General features: G+C 43.5%; 16 protein-coding genes. 11 read left to right on the forward strand and 5 right to left on the reverse strand.

All coding sequences use genetic code 11. The annotated features are described in order from the left end of the window. Positions 1-20: 20 nt before the first annotated feature. Positions 21-380 carry a GNAT family N-acetyltransferase gene (locus tag ACTUJY_RS05530; protein WP_463615066.1) on the reverse strand — a complete coding sequence of 120 codons (360 nt, stop codon included), beginning with the start codon at positions 378-380 and terminating at the stop codon, positions 21-23. Between the two features lie 295 nt (positions 381-675). Between ACTUJY_RS05530 and ACTUJY_RS05535 the strand changes: the two genes are divergently transcribed. Together ACTUJY_RS05535 and recJ are read left to right on the forward strand one after the other, a co-directional pair. Further along, positions 676-1,149, forward strand: a complete 474-nt coding sequence (locus ACTUJY_RS05535; RefSeq protein WP_463615067.1) for a DUF1203 domain-containing protein — start codon at positions 676-678, stop codon at positions 1,147-1,149. Between the two features lie 181 nt (positions 1,150-1,330). Next, on the forward strand, positions 1,331-3,073 hold the full coding sequence (gene recJ, locus ACTUJY_RS05540; RefSeq protein ID WP_463615068.1) for a single-stranded-DNA-specific exonuclease RecJ: 1,743 nt from the start codon (positions 1,331-1,333) through the stop codon (positions 3,071-3,073). On the opposite strand, the gene ACTUJY_RS05545 is transcribed toward recJ, so the two are convergent. Next, the gene (locus tag ACTUJY_RS05545) at positions 3,074-3,442 is read right to left on the reverse strand and encodes a hypothetical protein (protein WP_463615069.1); all 369 of its coding nucleotides are present in this window, start codon (positions 3,440-3,442) and stop codon (positions 3,074-3,076) included. A 227-nt stretch (positions 3,443-3,669) separates the two neighbouring features. Continuing rightward, positions 3,670-4,101 carry a hypothetical protein gene (locus ACTUJY_RS05550; RefSeq protein ID WP_463615070.1) on the reverse strand — a complete coding sequence of 144 codons (432 nt, stop codon included), beginning with the start codon at positions 4,099-4,101 and terminating at the stop codon, positions 3,670-3,672. A 151-nt stretch (positions 4,102-4,252) separates the two neighbouring features. On the opposite strand from ACTUJY_RS05550, the gene prfB reads away from it, so the two are divergent. The 9 genes from prfB (at position 4,253) to ACTUJY_RS05595 (ending at position 16,653) form a co-directional block, all read left to right on the forward strand. Beyond that, positions 4,253-5,351 (forward strand): peptide chain release factor 2 gene (prfB, locus tag ACTUJY_RS05555; protein ID WP_463615071.1). Its coding sequence is split into 2 segments (ribosomal slippage): positions 4,253-4,327 and positions 4,329-5,351, totalling 1,098 coding nucleotides; the frame shifts between segments, so codons are not numbered across the junction. Between the two features lie 26 nt (positions 5,352-5,377). After that, positions 5,378-6,913 (forward strand): lysine--tRNA ligase, encoded by a 1,536-nt coding sequence (lysS, locus tag ACTUJY_RS05560; RefSeq protein ID WP_463615072.1) that lies wholly within the window; start codon positions 5,378-5,380, stop codon positions 6,911-6,913. Between the two features lie 47 nt (positions 6,914-6,960). Continuing rightward, on the forward strand, positions 6,961-7,347 hold the full coding sequence (locus ACTUJY_RS05565; protein ID WP_463615073.1) for a hypothetical protein: 387 nt from the start codon (positions 6,961-6,963) through the stop codon (positions 7,345-7,347). A gap of 257 nt (positions 7,348-7,604) precedes the next feature. Next, on the forward strand, positions 7,605-9,428 hold the full coding sequence (locus ACTUJY_RS05570; RefSeq protein WP_463615074.1) for a GAF and HD-GYP domain-containing protein: 1,824 nt from the start codon (positions 7,605-7,607) through the stop codon (positions 9,426-9,428). 150 nt (positions 9,429-9,578) lie between these two features. Further along, entirely contained in the window at positions 9,579-11,423 is a 1,845-nt protein-coding gene (locus tag ACTUJY_RS05575; RefSeq protein WP_463615075.1) for a CHASE2 domain-containing protein, read from the forward strand. Then, on the forward strand, positions 11,420-11,926 hold the full coding sequence (locus ACTUJY_RS05580; RefSeq protein WP_463615076.1) for an SH3 domain-containing protein: 507 nt from the start codon (positions 11,420-11,422) through the stop codon (positions 11,924-11,926). The genes ACTUJY_RS05575 and ACTUJY_RS05580 overlap by 4 nt, the downstream gene beginning before the upstream one ends. Before the next feature lie 3 nt (positions 11,927-11,929). Next, positions 11,930-12,817, forward strand: coding sequence for a M48 family metalloprotease (locus ACTUJY_RS05585; RefSeq protein WP_463615077.1), 888 nt, complete (start codon positions 11,930-11,932; stop codon positions 12,815-12,817). A 60-nt stretch (positions 12,818-12,877) separates the two neighbouring features. Further along, positions 12,878-14,218 carry an HD-GYP domain-containing protein gene (locus tag ACTUJY_RS05590; protein WP_463615078.1) on the forward strand — a complete coding sequence of 447 codons (1,341 nt, stop codon included), beginning with the start codon at positions 12,878-12,880 and terminating at the stop codon, positions 14,216-14,218. Positions 14,219-14,412: 194 nt separating this feature from the next. Beyond that, a complete protein-coding gene (locus tag ACTUJY_RS05595) occupies positions 14,413-16,653 on the forward strand; it encodes a DUF6351 family protein (RefSeq protein WP_463615079.1) in 2,241 nt (746 codons plus the stop codon). A gap of 29 nt (positions 16,654-16,682) precedes the next feature. Here ACTUJY_RS05595 and ACTUJY_RS05600 read toward each other — a convergent pair whose 3' ends face one another. Further along, positions 16,683-17,477 carry a DsbA family protein gene (locus ACTUJY_RS05600; protein WP_463615080.1) on the reverse strand — a complete coding sequence of 265 codons (795 nt, stop codon included), beginning with the start codon at positions 17,475-17,477 and terminating at the stop codon, positions 16,683-16,685. A gap of 68 nt (positions 17,478-17,545) precedes the next feature. After that, positions 17,546-22,063 (reverse strand): DUF6701 domain-containing protein, encoded by a 4,518-nt coding sequence (locus ACTUJY_RS05605; protein WP_463615081.1) that lies wholly within the window; start codon positions 22,061-22,063, stop codon positions 17,546-17,548. Positions 22,064-22,199: the final 136 nt, after the last annotated feature.

The following is a 22,199-nucleotide window of genomic DNA, read 5'->3' on the forward strand; positions in this document are numbered from 1 at the left end:
CGCAATCCTTCTTCTTTAAATCACAATTTTTTAAGCAGACTTTCTGAACGTTCATTACCGGGAACCGTATCCGCTTGTATTCGATGTAATCTACCGCAAGCCAAAGAGTCAGCAAAAGCCTGCGTAATAATTGCCGAAACCGTTTCTTTGGCATATCCATGGCTCCAAAAATCGGGGTGAAGATCGTAACCGATATGCGCGTTTTTCATAGTTTTACTCCAACTATTAAAACCGAAAGTGCCGATCAAACGATTATCCTTGTGCAAGCGTATGGCCCAACGAATACCTTCACCGGATTGCTGGCGAGTTTTAAAAAGATGTATGAGTTCTTCAGCCTGTTCAAGGTGGATTAATACCCGTAAATCGTAATATTCAACCACCTATTCGTCCGAAAATTAGTTGAAAATCGCTTCACGATCCTGCAAGGTAATTTCGTCGAGTATCCATCGTGCGGTTTTAATAGTTGGTTGTTGATTATTGGTTTTCTTTTGTTATGAAATTTTTATCAACAAAGCTTAATTCGCAAAAAGTTTTCTATTCGACCCAACTTTATGCCGCTATTGACGCGTAGCAACTGCTAAAGTGTCACTTCTTAAGTTTAACTTCCGAATACAGCCAGTACAAACCGTACCGATTAATTAAAATGGATTGGATTTTTACTCATCGAGACAAAGTATGTCCAATAACTTTATTATCAAAGCATTGACCATAGAGCCATTCAAGCCACTAATTGCATTGAATGACAAACAACTTAAACAACACAACGCCCGTTTTATAACGGTAAACAGCAAGCCAGGTTTTCCTTGTCGCGTTTCTCTGGTTGATGCTGAAGTCGGTGAAAAAGTTCTATTGTTACCTTTTTGCCATCACAATGTTTCTTCGCCCTATCGTTCCTCCGGTCCTATATTTGTACGCCAACAAGCTGTACAAGCACAACTTGAAGTGAATGAAGTGCCTATGATGTTAGAGCACAGAACCCTATCGATCCGTGCGTATGATGCTCAGCATTTGATGATAGATGCTGCTGTGGTGTCGGGTAAAAAACTATCGTTAGCAATTGAAAATCTATTTAAAAACTCCGCAGTAGATTACCTTCATCTGCATAATGCCGGTGCGGGTTGTTTTAACTGTTCGGCGTGGCGTGTGTGAATAACTTTTTACAGATTGGGAACTTTTATTAGGATTCCTTGTAGCTTAATAAACGATAGGTATATTTATTACCTTCTTACAGGATTTAGGTACTCTCGACAATATGACAGTTGGTTTCATTTTACTTATACTATATTTCAAATTGGGACTTGAGAGTTTAACGCCTTAATTGAAGGTAAAAATGTTAGAAAAAACAATTGTTCGGCGCCAAATAGAAGAGATACCAGAAGCGTTAAGTGAGTACTCGCCATTATTGCAGCGTATTTTAGCCGCTCGTCAAATACGAACTCCATCGCAAATGGATACGCGACTAAAAGCCTTAGCCGATTATCGCCTGTTAAAAAATATTGACTTGGCCACGGAAGCATTGGAGCAAATGATCCGGTTGCAGCAAAAAGTTATTATTGTGGGTGACTTTGATGCTGACGGTGCGACTAGCACAACTCTGTTAATGCTTGCGTTACCTCAAATGGGATTAAAACAACTGTCGTATGTGGTACCCAATCGCTTCGAGTACGGTTATGGATTATCGGTAGCGATTGTCGAAGAAGTAGCAAAGCAGACGCCAGATTGGATCATTACTGTTGACAATGGTATTTGCAATCATGATGGCGTTGCGCGTGCTCGGGAGTTGGGGATTCGTGTTTTGATCACCGATCACCATTTACCCGCAGAAACACTGCCTGATGCCGAAGTCATTGTGAATCCAAATTTACCAGGTGATGAATTTCCCAGTAAGTCACTTGCGGGAGTTGGGGTCGCGTTTTACCTATTAATTGCATTGAGAGCGCATTTACGGGAAAAGCAGTTTTTTAATGAGCAAAACATTCGAGAGCCTAACCTTGCAGAGTGGCTAGACATTGTGGCTTTAGGGACCGTTGCCGATGTTGTGCCGTTAGACAGTAATAATCGAATTTTGGTTGCTCAAGGATTAGAACGTATTCGCGCTGGAAATTGTCGACCAGGTATCAAGCTTTTATTGCAGGCTGCAAAGCGCAATATAGCTAATGTGCAAGCCAGCGACTTGGGGTTTGCGGTAGGACCGAGGCTCAATGCTGCGGGTCGGTTGGAGGATATGTCTGTTGGCATTGAGTGCTTGTTAGCCACAACAGAAAATCTAGCAATGCCTTTAGCGTATGAGTTGGATAGTTTGAATCAATACCGCCGAGAAATTGAACAAGATATGGTGCAAGATGCAATGGACAGCCTGAATCGAAAAGTAGGAGATTTAGTTGAAAGTAGGCCCCATGCCATTTGCTTGTTTGATGAGTCTTGGCACCAAGGCGTTGTTGGGTTGGTGGCATCTCGCATTAAAGAAAAAATGAACCGCCCTGTTATTGCGTTTGCTCAAGAAGACGAACAAAACTTGAAAGGCTCTGGTCGCAGTATTTCTGGAATTCACCTGCGTGATGTGCTGGCAAACTTGGCTGCGAAACACTCTTTTCTGTTGAGTAAGTTTGGTGGGCACGCCATGGCAGCAGGGCTGAGCATTAAAAAGGAGCATTTGCCTTTATTTCAAGAGTGTTTTGAGCGGGAAGTTAAAGCTTGGCTCGGTAATGACTCTATTGAAGATCAGATTTTAACCGATGGGGAACTTCAAGCCGATGAGCTGCACCTTTCTACGGCAATTAATATTCAGCAATCCGGACCTTGGGGACAGCAGTTCCCAGAGCCTTTGTTTGACGGTGAGTTTCTGGTTATCAATCAAAGAGTCTTGGCTGAAAAACATCTGAAACTGAATTTGCGGCATACGACGAGCGGTATAGAATGTGAAGGCATCTATTTTTTCGCACCGGAGCAGGTATTGCGAACCGATTTAACCAATGTTCAATTGGTGTATAAATTGGGAGTGAATGAGTTTAAAGGCGACACCAGTTTACAATTGTTAATTGAGCAACTGGTGTCGGTTCATGCAAATGACTAATTATTTGTCATTACTGGTATAGACTTGGAGTAAATCAGAAGACGATGCTTTAAGCTTTTTTAACTTTTTAACTTGACTGCTACTTAGCCGAATAGCAGAACCTTTATAAGGTTTGTTATGGAAAAAGTTCCAATCTTTTTTATTGGCTTTGAATCCGATCATTTTTAAAACTTTTACATCTTGGCATTGCGCTCGTGAAGGTCTAAAACCAAGCTTTTTTTCATAGGCTTTGACTAAGCCTTTATGGACGATAGAACTTGAATGTTGATCTTTAATCTCACAATATTCCTCTACAGAATAATTAACCATATCACTCGCAAAAAGCGATCCAGACGATACTAAAATTAAAGTGGCAGCTAGCTTTTTCATTGCAGACTCCTGATTCTCAAACCGGAACAAACTGGAAGAAGCCCAAGATGAAACTATGGGTGTTTTTATTATGGGACTATCTTTCGAAAATTACATTGAAGAGCTGTAACCGAGTGTGTCAAAAAGAAGGTTTTGTAATGTTCTGTAACTGAGATAACCAAATGAAAGTTAATACGCTACAACTTAACGTTTAACGCGTCGAAAATGAAGGTATTAAAAAAAATGCTTTAATTCGTTTTATCTTTTTTAGTTTGTTGCGCCAATAACTCGCCACAAAAATTTTTATTACCTTGCCATTGTAACGCTTTGACTTCTTCTTTATTTTCATCGGTATTGGCGCGAAGTATGCACACATCATTGTCGGAATCTAGAGGAATTGAAAACCCTAAGCCTAGAAATGAACCGCGGCCACCTGTTGATGTTCCTATAGAAAGTCTAGATTGACTGTCGCTATGTTCCTTCTTTGTCCATTCGACATAGAGTTCTCCATTGGACTCGAATTGGCGATTGGGTACACCCCAGAGTGAAATTAATTGATGTAAAGAGAGGCCTTGATATTGGCTGAGTTGCTGATCCACTTCCTTTATCGAATAAACAGAACAGCTGCTGGCAAACACAAGTGATACACAAAGCAAGAAAGTCGTTGAACGTCGCATCATGGAGTTACTCCGAAGCCGGGCGCCTAACCGAAGTGAGACAAGGGATTTTTCATCGCTATAGCCAATCACTATATTCCACTGTTTAAATCGGGAGCGTTTTTGTACAATAGCGCCTTTTCGACCTCAATAAAAGTGACCGGTTAGCAGTATTATGATTGAAATTAACGCGATTCGAGAAAAAATCAAAGACTTAAGTGCTCGTAACCTTGAACTCAGGGGGTATCTTTGACTTCGAAACCAAACAAGAACGATTAGTCGAAGTTGAGCGTGAACTGGAAGACCCTTCCGTCTGGAATGAGCCTGAGAAAGCTCAAGCGCTAGGGAAAGAACGTTCATCTTTGGAGCTCATCGTTAATACTTTTAATCAACTCCAACAAGGGCTTACGGACAGTTCCGATTTATTAGACCTGGCCATCGAAGAAAACGATGAAGACAGCGTGCTCGAAGTAGAGCGAGAGCTTAACGAGCTGGAAGGTCAGCTGGCGACACTGGAGTTTCGTCGTATGTTTGCTGGGGTTAACGATGCTTCTGACTGTTATTTGGACATTCAGGCGGGCTCTGGTGGAACCGAAGCTCAAGACTGGGCGAATATGTTGCTACGAATGTATCTACGATGGGGTGAAGCGAAAGGTTTTAAAACGGAGTTGATTGAAGTTTCCGAAGGTGATGTAGCCGGGATCAAAAGTGCTACTATTCGCTTTGGCGGAGAATACGCGTACGGTTGGCTACGTACTGAAACCGGTGTTCATCGTCTGGTTCGTAAGTCACCTTTCGACTCAGGCAACCGGCGACATACTTCTTTCGCTTCGGCTTTTATTTATCCTGAGGTTGATGAAGATATTGAAGTCGATATTAATCCATCGGATTTGCGCATTGATACCTATCGTGCCAGCGGTGCTGGCGGTCAGCACGTTAACAAAACCGACTCGGCCGTTCGTATCACACACTTACCGACCAATACGGTCGTTCAGTGTCAAAATGATCGTTCTCAGCATAAAAATAAAGATCAGGCAATGAAACTGTTAAAAGCGAAATTGCATGAACTGGAAGTAATGAAGCAGAATGAAGAGAAGCAGGCGATGGAGGAGTCCAAATCGGATATTGGATGGGGCAGTCAGATTCGTTCCTATGTTTTGGACGATGCTCGCATTAAAGATTTAAGAACGGGTGTTGAAAACCGTAACACCCAAGCCGTACTGGATGGTGAACTGGATCCTTTTATTGAAGCCAGTTTAAAAGCCGGCCTATAAACTTGATTGATACATTGAGAGAAAGAATGACCGAACAAATCCTTCAAGACGAGAACAAGCTGATTGCTGAACGTCGCAGTAAATTAGAGCAAATTCGCAAAAATTGCCCGGCTAACGCACACCCAAATGATTTTCGCCGTGAACATTACAGTGGTGACTTACAACGAGAGTTTGAGTCTGTATCGAAAGACGAATTAACGGATCTCAACAAAGTGGTCAGTGTTGCCGGCAGAGTCATGGCGAAACGTGGTCCTTTTTATGTTGTTCAGGATATGAAAGGTCAAATACAAGCCTACTCCGGCAAGGAGGTGCAAAAAGAGATTAAAGAGCGTTGGGGTGAGCTGGATATTGGCGATATTATCGGTGTAAAAGGGACCCTTAAGCGCTCAGGAAAGGGCGATCTTTTTGTTGCGATGGAAGAGTACCAGTTATTAACAAAATCGCTACGACCGTTGCCTGACAAATTCGCGGGCCTAAAAGATCAGGAGCTAAAGTATCGACAGCGCTATGTGGACCTGATCACAAACCAAAAAACACGACAGGATTTTTTGATACGCAGTAAAGTGGTCGAAGGCATTCGTAAATACCTCTCTGACCGAGACTTTATGGAAGTTGAAACACCGATGTTGCAAGTGATACCGGGTGGTGCAACGGCACGACCTTTCGTCACTTTTCATAATGCAATGGACATCGAAATGTTTCTGCGAATCGCCCCCGAACTTTATCTAAAACGATTAGTGGTTGGCGGATTTGAGCGTGTGTTTGAAATTAATCGTAATTTCCGAAATGAAGGCTTGTCGACTCGCCATAACCCCGAGTTTACGATGCTGGAATTCTATCAGGCTTATGCCAATTACAACGATCTGATGGATCTCACGGAAGACATGTTACGAACGTTAACCCAAGATATTTTGGGTACAACGGTCGTTACCAATCACTTAAAAAATGAAGAAGGTGAAGTCATTGAAACAATCGAGTACGATTTTGGTAAGCCGTTTACTCGAATGACGATGGTCGAAGCCATTTTGGAATACAACCCCGAATTTGATACCAAAGTTTTTGAGCAACCCGATCAAAATTTGGAGTCATTGATTGCTTATGCCAAACAGGTTGGGGTAAAAATTCCAGAGAATAATGTATGGGGGGCCGGCAAATACTTAACTGAAATATTTGAGGCGACCGCAGAGCATAAGCTCATCCAACCTACTTTTATTACGGAATATCCCTGGGAAGTTTCTCCACTAGCAAGGCGCAACGATCGAAATCCGTTTGTTACCGATCGCTTCGAGTTTTTTGTTGGCGGCCGAGAATTGGCAAATGGCTTTTCGGAGTTAAATGATGCCGAAGATCAAGCCGCTCGATTTCGTAAGCAGGTTGAAGAAAAAGAGTCGGGCGATGACGAAGCGATGCACTACGATGAAGATTATATTCAAGCTTTAGAATTCGGTTTACCGCCTACGGCGGGTGAAGGTATCGGTATCGACCGATTGGTCATGTTGTTTACTGACTCTCCAACTATCAAAGATGTGATCCTGTTTCCACATATGAGACCACAAGGTTAAGCGAGATAAACTCGATTTAAAACATGAGCTAAAGTAGAGAAAATTGCATGACAATTGTAACTCGAGTGAACTGGGTATTAATGCTGATTTCCGGGCTAGGACTTTTCGGTTATTACCAGGTCGGAATGGGCGCCAATCATTTACTTTGGATAGATTTGGTCACTTTTGGTGGTATTGTTCTGCTTCAGATCACTCTACTCGCTCGATTGGGAAGACTTTATGGTTTTTCGCTCGTGCTATTATACGTATTGGCGTTGCTGCAAGGATTGCGGCTGATGCTTTCTCTTGGCACCGCATCGGTTACTGTGAGCGGTGTGTTAACTTTACTTTTCACTTTATTTTTAATCCTTTTCTTTATTGGTGTGCGCGGTTTTCTTCGGTCTGAAAAAGGCAGAACAGCCCTTGGTTTGCCTACTGGCGAAAACGTTTCTTAACCTTATCCACTGAGCATTGGCGAAATTGGGCATTTTAGGCTGAGTTTTTGCCAATGGTTTTCCTTTTCGATCTGAATATCAAGTTTTTTATTTCAATATGAGATAATGAGTCTCGCCTTAAAATTACGCAATTTGCGATTTCGTGGCTTACAATAAGTTTGTCGGTTTTTATCTTAGGCGAGTTCTGGCCAAAAGCATAAGCGCATCCGATCTTTCCAGAGAACCCGATAGTCAACATGCTAAAGGTGGAGCTATAAGTGTCGCACTGGAAGATAGCTACTAATTCAAAAGAGATCCGTAAACTGATCCAGCCGATGATGGGTAAGGGCCAGGTCTGCCAGTTGTTTGACCAGAATACCCATAACCTTCATCAGGTGATGGCGTTGATCATTGATTGCGACGCTGATTTCGTTCCTGATCTCGCAAAACTCTCCTTTGACGGGCTAATATTTACCTGCGAAATTAGCGAGTACAGTGATGGGATTTTTGATCTCGATTTTAATCAAGCCCAGTGGCAAAAATTACTTCAGTTAATCGGTAAATACGCAACGCAGTCCATTCGATTACGTGAACAACAGCAACTTAATCGAGAGATGACGCAAATAGGCATTGCACTGTCGTCTGAAAAAGAGCTTTCAAGCTTGTTAACGATGATTTTAGACGAAGGGCGAAAATTGTCGGAGTGTGAGGCGGCGTCACTTTATTTGGTCGACCGAAGTGACAAAAAGCAACCCTTTCTTAAGTTCATGTTGTTCCAAAATGAAAAGCTCGATATTCCCTTTCAGGAAAAGAGATACCCACTGAATCATAAGTCTATGGCAGGGCATGTTGCTTTAACCGGTAAGCTCCTGAACATTCCAGATGTTTACTTTATTAAAGACGACGAGCCATATGTATTTGATGACAGCTTTGACCGTGCCTACGATTACCGTACTCGTGAAGCTTTAACGATACCAATGAAAAATCACAGTGATGAAATCATTGGAATATTGCAATTTTTAAATCGAAAAAATGAAAAGCACCAAGGCAAAGCGTTTGACCCACAAACTTGCGATCTTTTAGTCGCACTCGCCAGCCAATCGGCTGTTGCGATCGATAACAGTTTATTAATAGAAAATATTCGAGATTTATTTGAAGGATTTGTATCTGCTGCAGTCACCGCAATAGAAGCTCGAGATCCCATCACCAGCGGTCATTCTTTTCGAGTCGCCGGATACACTTGTAATTTGGCTCAACAATTAGAGCGGCACCCGATATTAAAGTCACAGGCTTTGACCGTCGCTGATATGCGAGAACTTCGATACGCTGCATTGCTACATGATTTCGGGAAGGTCGGTGTAAGAGAGCATATTTTACAAAAAGCAAAAAAACTCAATCCGTTGGAGCTCGAACTGGTTCGTTCTCGGTTAAAATGGTTTCGAGAAAAGCTGCGAGCCGATTTTTATGAACTGGCATTTCAATATCAACGTGAAAACAACAGTGAAGCGGGGGATTGGTACGAGCAACATCTACAAAAGCATGAGCAGCACATTCAACAACTGGAGCTTTATTTATCGATTATTGAAGAAGCGAACGAACCGAGTATTTTGCATCAAGATCACTTTGACAAACTTCTTCAACTGAAAAATCTCAAGTTTGAATCTCAAGGCGTGGTTCATGAGCTGATTTCCGAACAGGAGTTTCTCGCGCTTTCGGTGACGAAAGGAAGTTTAACGGATCCAGAGCGCGATGAAATTCAGTCTCATGTTAACCATACATTGGAGTTTTTAAAGCGCATCCCTTGGACGCAGGATCTGCAAAATATACCTTTTATTGCAAGTGCCCACCATGAAAAACTCGACGGTAGTGGCTATCCTTTTGGATTGACGGCGAGTGAAATTCCTGTTCAAACGCGAATGATGACCATTGCTGATATCTATGATGCATTAACGGCCGCGGATCGACCTTATAAGGCTGCTCTGCCTCATGAAAAAGCATTAAACATACTATTAGGAGAGGCAGAACAGGGAAAACTGGATCAATCTCTGGTTGATTTGTTTATTGAGTCAAAATCTTTTGAAGTCGATAAAAGTAGCATGTAGTAGCGATGAACGAGGTATGGAAATCACGAAAAGCGATATTTAATATTTTTAGAACTTAGAACTTAGAACTTAGAACTTAGAACTTAGAACTTAGAACTTAGAACTTAGAACTTAGAATTTAGAACTTGGATCTTTATCCCCGGGGGAGTCTTGAGAAAAATTTACGCCCGTCACTGGTTATCTGCATCGATACTGACCGGCCTTTTGATGTACCTGCATTTCACACCTTTTGCTGTGTCGGTGAATTATGTTTGGTCCGATATCTTAGTCCGAAACTTGTCGCATAAGTTTATCCCTCACAAAGACATTCTTATCGTGGATATTGATGATAAAAGTTTAAAAGATATGGAGTCTATTGCTGGTAAGTGGCCTTGGCCTCGTAGTATTCATGCCTTTGTTATTGAGCAACTTCAAGTGTTTCAACCCAAAGCAATCGTATTTGATGTTTTATTTGTTGAGCAAGACGTTTATCGACCAGAAGCGGATCGCTACTTTGCTGAAGTGATCGCGAGTACAAACAATGTTTATCTAGCTGGTGCAGAATCAGGGAGCCGTCGAGTTACTCCAATTCGACTCGCGGATTATCAAGATGCACTGCAACTTGAGATGGTTAAAGGTGGGCGAAAAGAAGCGCGAGCTCACTTGACCTTGCCTTGGATAATACCGACAGAGTACTGGAAAGTAGGCAGTATTACCTTTGATTTAGATGTTGACGATATTGGACGTCATTATGATGTGAGGCGCGATCTCAGTGGTTGGCAGTGGCTCAGTTTGCCCGCACGGGTCGCTTCCGATCTTGGCGCAGAGTTGCCTGAACAAAATAAAATACGATTACGCTGGCTGGGCTCGGAAATGATGCCTTTTGAGAGTATTGGTTACTCTGATTTGTTTGCTCACTTGGAACATCCCGATGCGAATCAACATGGAGCGATGATAGAAAAAAAAATCCTGATCGTTGGCAGCTCGGCTCTAGGGCTTTTTGATACTCAGGCAACACCGCTCAGCCCAAACTATCCCGCTGTTGCGATATTAGCGACCGCACTGGATAATCTACTGCTCAACCGATTTTACCAAACGGTGGAGTCTGAACAACTTTTGATCGTGACAGCCCTTTTGGCATTTTTGTTTACTATACTCGGTAGTGCATTCAGGCAATACCGAATGATCATTTTCGTACTTTTGCCGACATTATTAATGATAAATGCAACGATGTTGTTTATGTCCCATCATTTTGCGGCCAATGGAATGATTGTTCCCATTGCTTACTCTTGTTTAAGTGGCTTTTTAGCGTTGTTAACCGTTTCGCTTGTTCGCGGTTTTGGCGAGTATATGCAGCGCCAGAAGTTGATTGGCCTTTTCAGCCGATTTATCGATCCGCGAGTGGTCTCTCAACTTATCGAGCAGCAAAAGTTGGAAGTTTCAACGCAAAGTAAAAGTTGTCAGGTTACGGTTTTATTTTCAGATATTCGAGGGTTTACCACACTTTCGGAGCAGCATACTGCCAGTGAGATAGTGGCATTGTTAAACCGGTACTTTTCTGCTCAAGTTGAGACTATATTTAAATATGGTGGCACACTCGATAAATTTATTGGTGACGCCGTGATGGCATTTTGGGGAGCTCCGATGAGCGACCCTGAGCAAGCCGATAAGGCTTTAAAAGCAGCCATTGAGATGTCTAAAAACCTTGCTAGTTTTCGAGAACAGTTACCAGCGTCATTACGTCACTTTGATGTTGGTATAGGGCTACATACTGGTGAAGCGGTTGTCGGTATGATCGGTTCTGATAAGCGATACGATTATACCGTCATTGGCGACACTGTAAATCTGGCCAGTCGTATTGAGGGGTTAACCAAAAACAAAGCGCGCATATTGGTTTCAGAGGATTGTAAAAACGCTTGTCTCGGTGATTTCGAATGGGTAGCAATGGGGTCATTTCACGTTAAAGGCCGGGAAAAGCCGGTGCAAGTATTTTGCTTGGAGGGTAGTCAGTTATGAAAATTAAGTTCGTGCTGTTCACGTTTATAGCCGCACTTTCAATTCCATTTTCACTTTCATTGTTGGCCGAAACGACGGCAGAGCTGGTGCGCGACAGTCAACTCCATAAGAAACCACAACTTCAGTCCGACATATTATCAACACTCAAAAAATCGGATCAGGTTCGCGTTACAACGCGTCAAGGTGGATGGTATCAGGTGATGACGTCTTCTTTAGTGGGATGGGTGAAAATGTTTAATTTGAGGTTTGACAGTCACGCCAGCCAAGAGGGGCGAAGCGGACTGGGCGCTTTACTGAGTAGCACTCGAAAACCACACAGCGATGTGACCCTCACTACCGGTGTAAGAGGGATCAATGAAAAACTGTTGAAAGAGTCAAAACCAGACTTTGCCAGTATGGGTAAACTGTATCAGCATACGGCCACACCTTCACAAGCAAAAATATTTGCTAAAGCCGCAAAGCTTAATGCCAAAAAAGTTGAATATGCCAAAGCAAAGGAGTAGCTCATGAGTTTTTATGTTTCTAAATATATGGTTGTTATATGCATTCTTTTCCTCACTGCATGCAGCGGCTTGGTGATTCAAGGTGTTGACTTAGGAAAAGCGGTGGATATTGGTAAAAAAGCATTTACTACCAATGAAGTGAGTGAAAAAGATGAAGCGAATATGGGTGCGCAAATGACGGCGATAATTTTAGGTTCCGCGTCATTGCATTCTAACCTTGAGCTTCAACGTTACGTTAATCGAGTTGGTTATTGGATTGCGTTGCAATCCGAACGGCCCGCTTTGCTGTGGCAATTTGCTGTTGTTGATACTCAGGCCATTAATGCTTTCGCGATGCCCGGTGGTTATGTGGTTGTAACGTCGGGAATGTTGGAGTTATTGTCCAGCGAAGCTGAATTGGCGGCAGTACTGGCACATGAAATTGCTCATGTTAATGACAAACATTACCTTAAAGCGATGGAAAAGTCAGACAGCTTGAGTCTGGTAGGTGACTTAACTATGTTCGCAGGGGATATATATCAAGCTCGCAAAGGAGATTCAGTGAATGATGACTTCTATTTGAATAAAGCAGTTGCTGAAAAATTAATAAATACCACGACCGAACTCTATTCGAAAGGACTCGAGCGAGAAGATGAGTTTGAAGCCGATTCGCACGCAGTAACCTTGTTGGCTCGTTCAGGATACGATCCCTATGCAATGGCGCACGTGTTACAAAAACTGGCAACATTGTCGGCAGACGACTCCGATCTACAAATGTTATTCAACTCTCATCCTAAGCCTGAAGATCGTCTGCAGTTCATTGCAGGAACCTATAATTCGTTACCATTGAGTGAGGGTTTGTTGGTAGAAAGCCGATTTAACACCATGATGGAAAAGGTAAAGGGAATTTAAAAGTACTGTTAAATTGAGTAACGCGCATAAATTTACTGCTCACTTACTGGTGGTCGATAAATGGAACCGGCGAAAACAGAACCTAAAGAACATTACTTGCAACATTTAAGCGAAGTAAGTCGTTCTAATTCGGTTACTGTTGCTGAAGATATTTTTAATGACAATGGTGTGCTTTTAGTCGCTAAAGGAACGCCGATTAATGAAAATGTCTCTAAAAAATTATTAGTACACAAAGTCAGCAAGCCGTTGGACTCTGTATTGGGTCTAGGGAATTTATTAACGCAGTCCCAAATCTTTCAAGATATTGAAGATTACCTACGACAATTTCCAGACTGTTATTATATGCATCATTCTTTGAAATACGATCAACGTTTGAGGCACTTGTTTACCATAAAAGAATTTCCAAGAGTATTGCTGCAAAAACTGACGGTTATGAAGCAGCGGTTTCCCAAGCATTACCAAAAATCACTGTTTATATGTTGGTTTTCCTGCATGGTCACCGATGAGTTAGGCAGTGAGTTCAGTTATGGTGACGACATCTTTTATGCCAGCTTATTCTCAGATTTGGGGTTATTGCACATCGATCCGAATTTGGTCAATGAAGATGTGATTCATGATAAAAGTGGCTTACAGGTTTATCAAAGTCATCCGCTCATCAGTCGTATGATTGCTGAAAACAGCTCTTTATTTTCAAAAAGCACATTGATTGCTATTGCCGAGCATCATGAACGCGGTGATGGCATGGGTTTTCCTCGCAAACGGAAACTAAATCGACTTTCAGTGACGGGCCAGGTTCTTGGAATCGCTAATGTCATTTATGATATTCGGATGGGATTGTTCCTTAAGATGAATCATACACTGATGGAGTTCGCGCCTTATTTACTCATCAATTTGCGCTCTTTTCCAGTAGAAGTTATTCAAGCGACGCGAAAATTATTGCACCGTGGAGGGTTGCCTTTACATCACAACATTGAAAGAAAACACCTGTTGCAGGTAAGCCAAAACTTGCGTGATAGTAGTCGTGCCTTTGTAAAAATTCAAGAGTACCTAAAATCTTTGTCCAGACTATTACATCCGATAGAAAGTGATGCAATCGCTAGCACATTATTAAAGTCCTGTTATTCAATACTGTCGACCATTCAACGTTCAGGGGTTACCAGTCCGGATATTGTGCAATGGCTAGCAACTTTACAAGAAGATGACTACGACGAATGTGTGCAAGAACTTGCAGAAATACAACATTTATTTTATTGGCTATTACAAGGAGCAAACGATAACTTACAGCAAATTGAACACTTTATTGATTGCTTCTCGTTATCGGATGATAGACGAAAGGAGTTTGAATCGATCAAACATAACATCAAAGAGATATTAGAGAATATTCACGCGAACAAGCCTTAACGGCTCATAAAATACGTTTTGATTTTCAATGGCTTTATTGAAGTAATTTAGATTTAAAACAAGGATTATTTTGTAACTTATTGATTTCATTTTTGATATTTGTTTTTTATGTTTTCTAGCTGGTAAGCTAATCAGCATCATCTATACTTTTCTTGTCGAAACGAGATTTTTTCAACAATTCCTGAGGGGAAACCATGAGCAGTAGATGGTTGGGGAAAGTGTTTTCACAAACACTCCGCGTATCCTATTTTATCTCTCTTTTGTTATGTTTGGCGGCATGTCACGGCAGCCGATTTCAGCCGCAGATAACACGAATACCAGCGACACAAGAAGCGCAATTGATGTACGCTGCGAATCGCTCAGATAACTTGCTAAATACGCATGTTAAAGATCCTTTTCATTATCCAATTCAAGTTGGAGAAGTTGGGCCTATTCAACCTCTTTTTGCTGGACCGCTCACTTACCCCTTTTATTGCCGCAGTTATCGTTCGGGGTTCGGTCAGCCACTGGTGGACAACCATCAGGGTTATGGTATTCCTGTGTATAAGCATAAACCGGAAGCAGAGGGTGAAATTATTGGATACAGTAAGGATTGCTCTATACCTACACAAGTTGTTTACTTTTATAGGCACAGTGAGTCCGGACTCTTTTATCCTTGGCAGAATAAAAATGAATCGGTGATGATGATTTCGCAAGGAAATCAGAAAAAACCATTTATTGTACGAGTTGAAGTTGGAACCATTAATCGTTTTTTGTATACCATCATGGCACTGAAAGGAGAAAACGATTTACCCGACCGAGTGGATACAAAAAATTGGAATCAAAAACTGATTTATTTTTTTGGCGGTGGGGTTGGCATTGGTTACGATCAGGGAAAATTAAAACTGCATCGATTATTGAAGCGGCTTACGGTACCGCTTACGGAGGGGTACGCGGTTGCTTTTTCTACGGGTAATGCAACGGCTACTCATTTCGACATTCGACTTTCAGAAGACACTGCATTACGCGTAAAACGTCAATTTAGTGCACGTTATGGTGTACCCAAGTATACGCTTGGATTAGGGGCTTCCGGGGGAGGCATTCAGCAATATTTATTGGCACAAAACCACCCAGGCTTACTAGATGGAGCCATTCCTCTTTATTCCTATCCGGATATGATTACACAAACCATTTATGCCCTAGATTGCGACTTACTGGAGTATTACTTCGATAAAATTGATGGTGAAAATGAGCTTTGGCAAACGTTCGAAAACCGACAGTGGATTCAGGGGGTTGCCGCTGACAGTGATGCAGAAAATCAATTTTATCAGCTGGACATATTAGCGCGCCTGGCCAGTTTACGGTGGCCAAATTGGAGAACTGAAGGCATTACTGAGTGCGCCAAACATTGGCGCCCATTAGCGCAATTGATCCATAACCCACGAGCACTGCGCTATGAAAAACTTTTCTCACCTGAGGTTTTACAACAGGTGCAGTGGTCTATTTGGGCCAACTTGCAGCATATGTTGGGACAAAGAGTATCCGGATTTGCCAATCAAACTTGGGATAACGTCGGAGTACAATATGGCTTAAATGCTCTAACGTCGCGCAAAATTTCAATTGAGCAATTTCTCGAATTAAATGCTCAGATTGGCAGTTGGAAGCCTCCTGAAAAAATGCTTCCCGTGCGTTACTGGATGATTGCGGGAAATTCTCGAGCCTCTAAATTTTCGATGTGGAGTCATCACAATATGGATGGCAGTCCCGATGGTGGCTTCACTCCAGCGCCTCGCGCCAGCGCGGATATTGAAGCGATTGAAGCAGCGTATCGTTATGGATTTGTTTTTAAAGGAGATATCAATATTCCAGTAATCGATTTTCGTCACTACCTTGAAGATGAAGTGGATATGCACCATATGTCGGCGTCATTTGCGACGCGATCACGAATTTTGAGAGCTAAAGGTCATACCGATAACCATGTGATTTGGATCAGCGATAAGCCCTATTTTCCATTAAAAGAAATGCTTAGCTTAATGGATCAATGGATCGAAATGCGTCGTGCAGGGTTAACGAATGAAAAGCCGAAAGAAGCTGTCGATAAATGCTTTAATACCGTTGGTCAAGTCATTGCTGCAGGGGATTCCGTTTGGGATGGACGGTGGAATTCAAAACCAAATGGCCTTTGCAGCCAACGATTTAAAATGAATACCAACTCGCGAGTCGAAGCCGGAGCCTCTCTTGCGGGTGATACGTTCAAGTGTGAGCTGCAAAGTGTTGAAAAAGCAATCGCCAAAGGTGTATACGGTAACTTGAACATGAATGAGCATTTAACTCGATTAAAGCAGATTTTTCCAAAAGGTGTTTGCGATTATGGAAAAGACTTTTTGAAGAAAGAGCGAGTTCAGCAAAATCGAGTCACTATGAATATGGGGCAGTCTGAACAGGTTCTTCCTTGAACCGAAATACTCGAAAGAATTAACGGAGGTTAAGGAGCAGCCTGCCCACTTGCTTTTTCAGTGGGTACTTCTTGATTCATACAGTCTGCAGGCAATTTGAGCGTATCATTGACGATTTCAAACACTTTTTCATAACCACCGGCTTCGGTAACATCGGTAGCGTATTGGTAGTTGACCAGTACTCGAGGCACGCCGGTAATTTTATAGCGCAACATTAACTGATAATACTGCTCAAACTTTTTCGAGAGAAACTCTTCATTCTGCAGCAAAGATTCTGCTTTCGCTTTCTCAACACCGGCATCGACAAACATTTGCAAAATGCCGTTATAGTCGCTAAACCCAGGCTTTTGTTCGTGCAACATTCCAAATAATATGGGTTTTATTTGATCCAGTACACCCAGCTCGCGTGCAACGTGATGAATTGCAACAAATGGGACAAATTCTTTCCGGCCTAAATCGGTCGGCACGCTGAAAAAATCGACATCGGGGGCAAGGTTAGACTTCCAGGAGTTTAAATGCTCCTCGAGTTTAAAGCAGTGCGGGCACTGGTAGGCAAAAAACTCGATTACGGTTGGTTTTTCACAGCGGTCTTTTACTTCTAAAGTGGTGTAACCGCTGGTAACCAGAGGGCTGTTCGAGTCTATTGTATGATCGTGTCCTTCATGATCATGACCTTTATGACTTTCATGAGCATGTGCCTCTGAAACCGCTTCTTTTTTACTCGACGGCTCGGCTTTTTTCTCGGTATCCGAGCCGCAAGCCGTTAAAAGAAGTGCTAGGAATGTCGCTGGTATCGCTTTTGAAAATAAGGATTTTGAATTCACGAATAGTAACTCTTATTTAAATTGAATGATTCGCAGTCTACTCAAACTGCGATCTCTCATGGTTTACGTTAGTTTTCACGCCAATAAATCACGCGATCACTGCCTCGGTAACGGCCGAATCCCACTGTCGCAATGGGATTGTCTTTGTTATTGTCTCCAGTCCAGTCGAAGGTTAACCAATCTTGCGTGGATAAATCAAATTCTACATTCACTTCTCCCGAGTTTCCTAAACCTGGCGCAGAAAACCAGATGCCGTTATTTGTAGGAGACGCGCCACTATTCACGTTGGTTACTGCTACAGGAAGGGTTGCACTGGTATCGCCAGGGCTGAGATCACCTTGATAACTGCCTGCGATGAAGTTAATGCGGGTGTTGATGTAAGTGGTGCAGTTATCCACTGAATTGACAGTCCAGCCGGTGCTGGAAAAGTATTCAGTAAAGAGTGGCATTTCCAACATCTGAAGTTCGGAGCCGTAAGTGGTTTTGAGTTGAAGCCTTCCAATCCGTTGCTCTACACCTGCGGAACTGGAAGTGCCATTAACACCATCGGAGTCCGTCGCGTCAATATCTATACGAAGATTAAATTCCGAACTGAATGTATCGAATTGATAGTGTACATCAGGAATACTCACGTTGGTTGCGAGGCCTGTATTGTCAAACAATGGAGAGCCAATGACACCGCTGCTGGTTGTACCGGAAGCCGCTGCACCTGCAGAAACGTCAAATCCGCTAATGCTGATTGTTCCTGACTCGAGTTTAGCGAATCCAGAATCATAATTGGCGGTCGGTTGCCCTGTTGAATTAACCGCTTGAATCGAAATTTCAAGACTGTCTGTTTGGCCGACTTTATCTAAACCCGCAACACCGTTTGCCAGTCCGGCGTAACTAAACGTACCGCACTGCTCTACGAAATTGTCCGTTATGGTTAAATTGAACTGATCGGGAATGAACCGCCCTATATTGGCACGAATACCGGAAACCGACTCTCCACTGCTCATAAAGTTGTTGGTGAGGGCATTGAGCGTCAATATACCCACTTCGCTCCAAGATTGCGGCACGACTGCAGTACCTTCATTGCCGCTGCCGATGGCTCCAAAGGTATTAAAGCTGATGTCGTAGTCTCCGAGTAAACCGTTTGAATTGGTAACAATTTGAGCATTGGCGCTAAAAGTCACATCGGTGGCTGAGGAGGGCACATTAACGATATTTGGGGTAATTCCGTTATCACTTAAGTCGGCCCCATTGTCCGGTTGGCCATTATTATCGGCGTCGTCACCGGCCTGCCATAACACACTACGAAGGGTGGTATTAAAGTTGTTTCCTGCGACCAAATAAACAGGATCGTTTACGGTCGTCGCGTTGGGAGCGCCTGCGACTTGGATTTCGTAACCAAAAGGTCTAACAACAAAAGGTAAAATGCCACCTATGACTTCGTCCGTGGTGCCGCTCACAGGATCCCCAATGCCGACATCATCTTTTGCAGAAAAGCTGATACTGCCGACATCATTGTACACGACTGAGACGGTCGCCACGCCATTAGTAAAGGTGACGTTTTGAGGTGTGGAAGTCGGTTCCGAAGTTGCGATGGCCGCACCATTAACTAAAAGTGCTGTTACACCCGTGGCAGGCGTGTTGTAGCTGGACCAAAAATTGATGGCTTTAACACCCGAGTATTCTTCTATGACACCGCAATTGGTGTCGCCGGGTGCTTGACCGGCCGCGGTTAATGTCGCATTAAAAGCGCGTCCAGCAATTTGGGTCGGAATGGGTGATGGGGTGACGACAAAACCAAAGGGGCGAAAAGTAATGAGTCCTTCACTGTCATCATCTGTGATGGTGCCATCCGAAGCGTCAATATCCAGTGTTTCGCTAAACGTATTGCGCAAATAAAGTGTGACGGTGCCCGCATCGGCGGCAACGAATGTATAAGTGGCATTTCCATCAATAAAGCCCGAATTGACCAGACTGCCTTGTGCCGGGTCTGGGTTATTTCCAAGCTCATCAACGACGTCCCAAAACCCGTGACTGGTCGACGTCGACAAATTTATGGTTCCGGTATATCCGGTTTGTACGACTCCGCCAGCATCGACTATGGAAAACTGAATGGCTTCTCGAAAGCAATTGATTCCGTTGCCATCGTGTGTGATATCAATGATGTTATTCGCACAGGGTTCCGTAATACGAACTTGAATATTATCGATTTCAATGTACTCATCGCTGGCACGGTAGCCCTGAAAAACACGCAAACGAATACGGGTATTGGCGCTGATATAAGGCGCTAAATCGTAACTAAACGATCCGCTAACGTCGTTTGTGAATGTTTGTAAAGCGGTATAATTTGCGCCGCCATCGCTGGACGCGGCAATGTCGAATCGATCCCCATTTTCAAGGGTACCCGACGTATTGAGATCAAGTGTTAATGTCGCCGTCAGCGCATTGGTGAGATCCATTTCGCGCTCCACCCGAGGATCTTCACCCCCACCTCCGGTGTCATTGTGCATCACCAGTACGCCACCGCTTATGAATACATCACCAGAAGTTGCGCTGTTATTATCGTCGCTTTCGATCCAGGGCGTTGCCCAATTGGCACTGCCAGCACTGTAAGACGCACTTGAAAAATCATCAGTGAAATCTTGCGTACAAATGCCCGTAGCTGAGCAAGGGTGCGTTTCAGCCATCACCGTGGCGACGTGGGCAGCGGTTAACGTGTCGGCATAAATTCTTACCTCATCAATTCGGCCATTAAAGTAACGGCCAGCAAAAAACTGATCCTGACCGATTTGCAAGGGATCATTATTATTGATTAAATTTCCGGTAAACGTTGCACTGCCAAGCTCTGTTCCATTGACGTAGATTTTTTGCTCTCCATTTTCGTAAGTGAGTGCAATGTGATACCAGTTATTTGGCGTGAGGTTGGCACCAACTGAGCTAAACTGTTGTGTCCCGCCTGATGCGTTATTCCACCACCAATTGATTTCGCCAGAAGAATTGATATGGAATTCGTAGTTTTCATCTTTCGACAGAATTGTCATTAACCCGGAGCCAGGAATACTGCGTGGGTAAATCCAGGTAGTGATGGAAAGATTGGTACTGATATCCAACAACGGATTATCGTTGATCGCCAGGTATTGATTCGAGCCGTTAAATTCACCGTAAAAGCAGGTACCGGGATCGCCCGCTATTGCAGGACCGGCGTTCAGGTTTTGCGCGCCATTAAAGGCGGTTAAATCCAGGTTATTAGCGGTTTGGTCTTGCACCTCTCCTGCGGTACCGGTCCAGTTGGCTTCTTCAAATCGCCATTCTGCGACCGGGTTAGGAAGGGGCGTTGGGCAAACGCGACTGCTGCCGTCCCAATTGTTTCTCGCGAGTTGGTTGCTGTATACACTGTTGATTGACGCTGCACTTAAATCGTCGCTAAAAATAATGACTTCGTCGAGCAGGCCATTCCAGGCTTGCGAGGCATCGAAGGTTCCACCGACGCTGTCTTGATCCTGGCCTAAGGTTAAGCCATTAACCGCTATATCGAGAAAGTTGGCGCCATTATTGTGCGTCACACAGCCCTGTAGATTACTGTCGATGTATAAGCAGCTCTGTGAAGTGGCGCGCGTGCGCACCCATGCAATGTGATGCCAGTTTCCGTCAGCAAAAACATCAGACAAAGTCAGTTGAGTATTGGTGTTAAAAGTGGCTTCTCTTAACGTCGGCCAGAACACAGTGTTCGAGTCAAAATAGACCGTGACTTCATTGTGTTGAGCGTCCGACATTGCGGCTGAGAGTATGGTTTGGCTCGCGGTATTGGTTGTATTAACCCAAACTGAGAGCGTGAAGTCTCCTAAGCCGTTCATAGCATCACGATTCATTGTGAGATAGTCGCCGGTTCCGGTTGCGCTTAAATCGGCGGCATTACAAATAAAGCCCGCCGTTGGGGTCGAGGCAATAGCCGTTCCGTGATGATTATTCCCGCTGGTGTCAACGACTTCATCGGTTGTTCCATCCCAACTCAGCTCATCCATACGCCACTCCGCAATTGGGCCTACAGAAATGGCCACTTCGGTCACGACAACGTCGTCGACGTGCCAATAATCGAAATCAGAACCATTGCCTTGAATGAACCAAAAGCGAATTTGCAGTCCGTTGTATAAGGCATCATTGGGTAGATTGTATGTGCGAGAAAGCACTTCTCCAGGAGCGCCATTGCCTAAGAATGTTTCGAGCGTTGTCCAGGTATTAGAGCTGTTAAGATACTGAATGACCAAATCTTCACCGTCATCTGGATCTTCACTGAAGCTATCGTCTCCCCGACGTATCCACACGGTTAAATCGGCTGCTGGAACAAATGCATTGATCGAATTGCTGGTGGCTAAAACTTGATCCCAACGCAGTCGCATAGCATTAAGGCCGGACTGTTGGGTTTCACTGCCAATGCTTGCGTCACCACCCAGTGAGTTTTCCGTCCATTGCCCAAATCCGCTTTCGAAATCATCACTGAAGAGGATGTCGCCAGGCGCGGCAAAAGGCTCGCTAGCTGAGAGTAACAAGGCCATTGCGAGTAATAATCGGGTAATCAGAGAGTTGTGTTTAGGCATTCGTACTCACAAGCAAATTCGTGATTTTTAGCATACTAAAGTTAAATGTATAATCAAAACAGAGGCTTATTACTATTATTTTAGGATAATTGAGGCAGAAATAAGGATCAAAGGGAGATGACGCAATGCATTGCAG

This window comes from Pleionea sp. WD8-19, from assembly GCF_055326765.1.

Excerpts from the sequence above, each read along its gene's own strand:
- ACTUJY_RS05605 (WP_463615081.1), bottom strand. The coding sequence starts at position 22,063 with ATGCCTAAACACAACTCTCTGATTACCCGATTATTACTCGCAATGGCC.
- ACTUJY_RS05595 (WP_463615079.1), top strand. The coding sequence starts at position 14,413 with ATGAGCAGTAGATGGTTGGGGAAAGTGTTTTCACAAACACTCCGCGTA.
- recJ (WP_463615068.1), top strand. The coding sequence starts at position 1,331 with ATGTTAGAAAAAACAATTGTTCGGCGCCAAATAGAAGAGATACCAGAA.
- ACTUJY_RS05550 (WP_463615070.1), bottom strand. The coding sequence starts at position 4,101 with ATGATGCGACGTTCAACGACTTTCTTGCTTTGTGTATCACTTGTGTTT.
- ACTUJY_RS05585 (WP_463615077.1), top strand. The coding sequence starts at position 11,930 with ATGAGTTTTTATGTTTCTAAATATATGGTTGTTATATGCATTCTTTTC.
- ACTUJY_RS05580 (WP_463615076.1), top strand. The coding sequence starts at position 11,420 with ATGAAAATTAAGTTCGTGCTGTTCACGTTTATAGCCGCACTTTCAATT.
- ACTUJY_RS05565 (WP_463615073.1), top strand. The coding sequence starts at position 6,961 with ATGACAATTGTAACTCGAGTGAACTGGGTATTAATGCTGATTTCCGGG.
- ACTUJY_RS05535 (WP_463615067.1), top strand. The coding sequence starts at position 676 with ATGTCCAATAACTTTATTATCAAAGCATTGACCATAGAGCCATTCAAG.
- lysS (WP_463615072.1), top strand. The coding sequence starts at position 5,378 with ATGACCGAACAAATCCTTCAAGACGAGAACAAGCTGATTGCTGAACGT.
- ACTUJY_RS05545 (WP_463615069.1), bottom strand. The coding sequence starts at position 3,442 with ATGAAAAAGCTAGCTGCCACTTTAATTTTAGTATCGTCTGGATCGCTT.
- ACTUJY_RS05590 (WP_463615078.1), top strand. The coding sequence starts at position 12,878 with ATGGAACCGGCGAAAACAGAACCTAAAGAACATTACTTGCAACATTTA.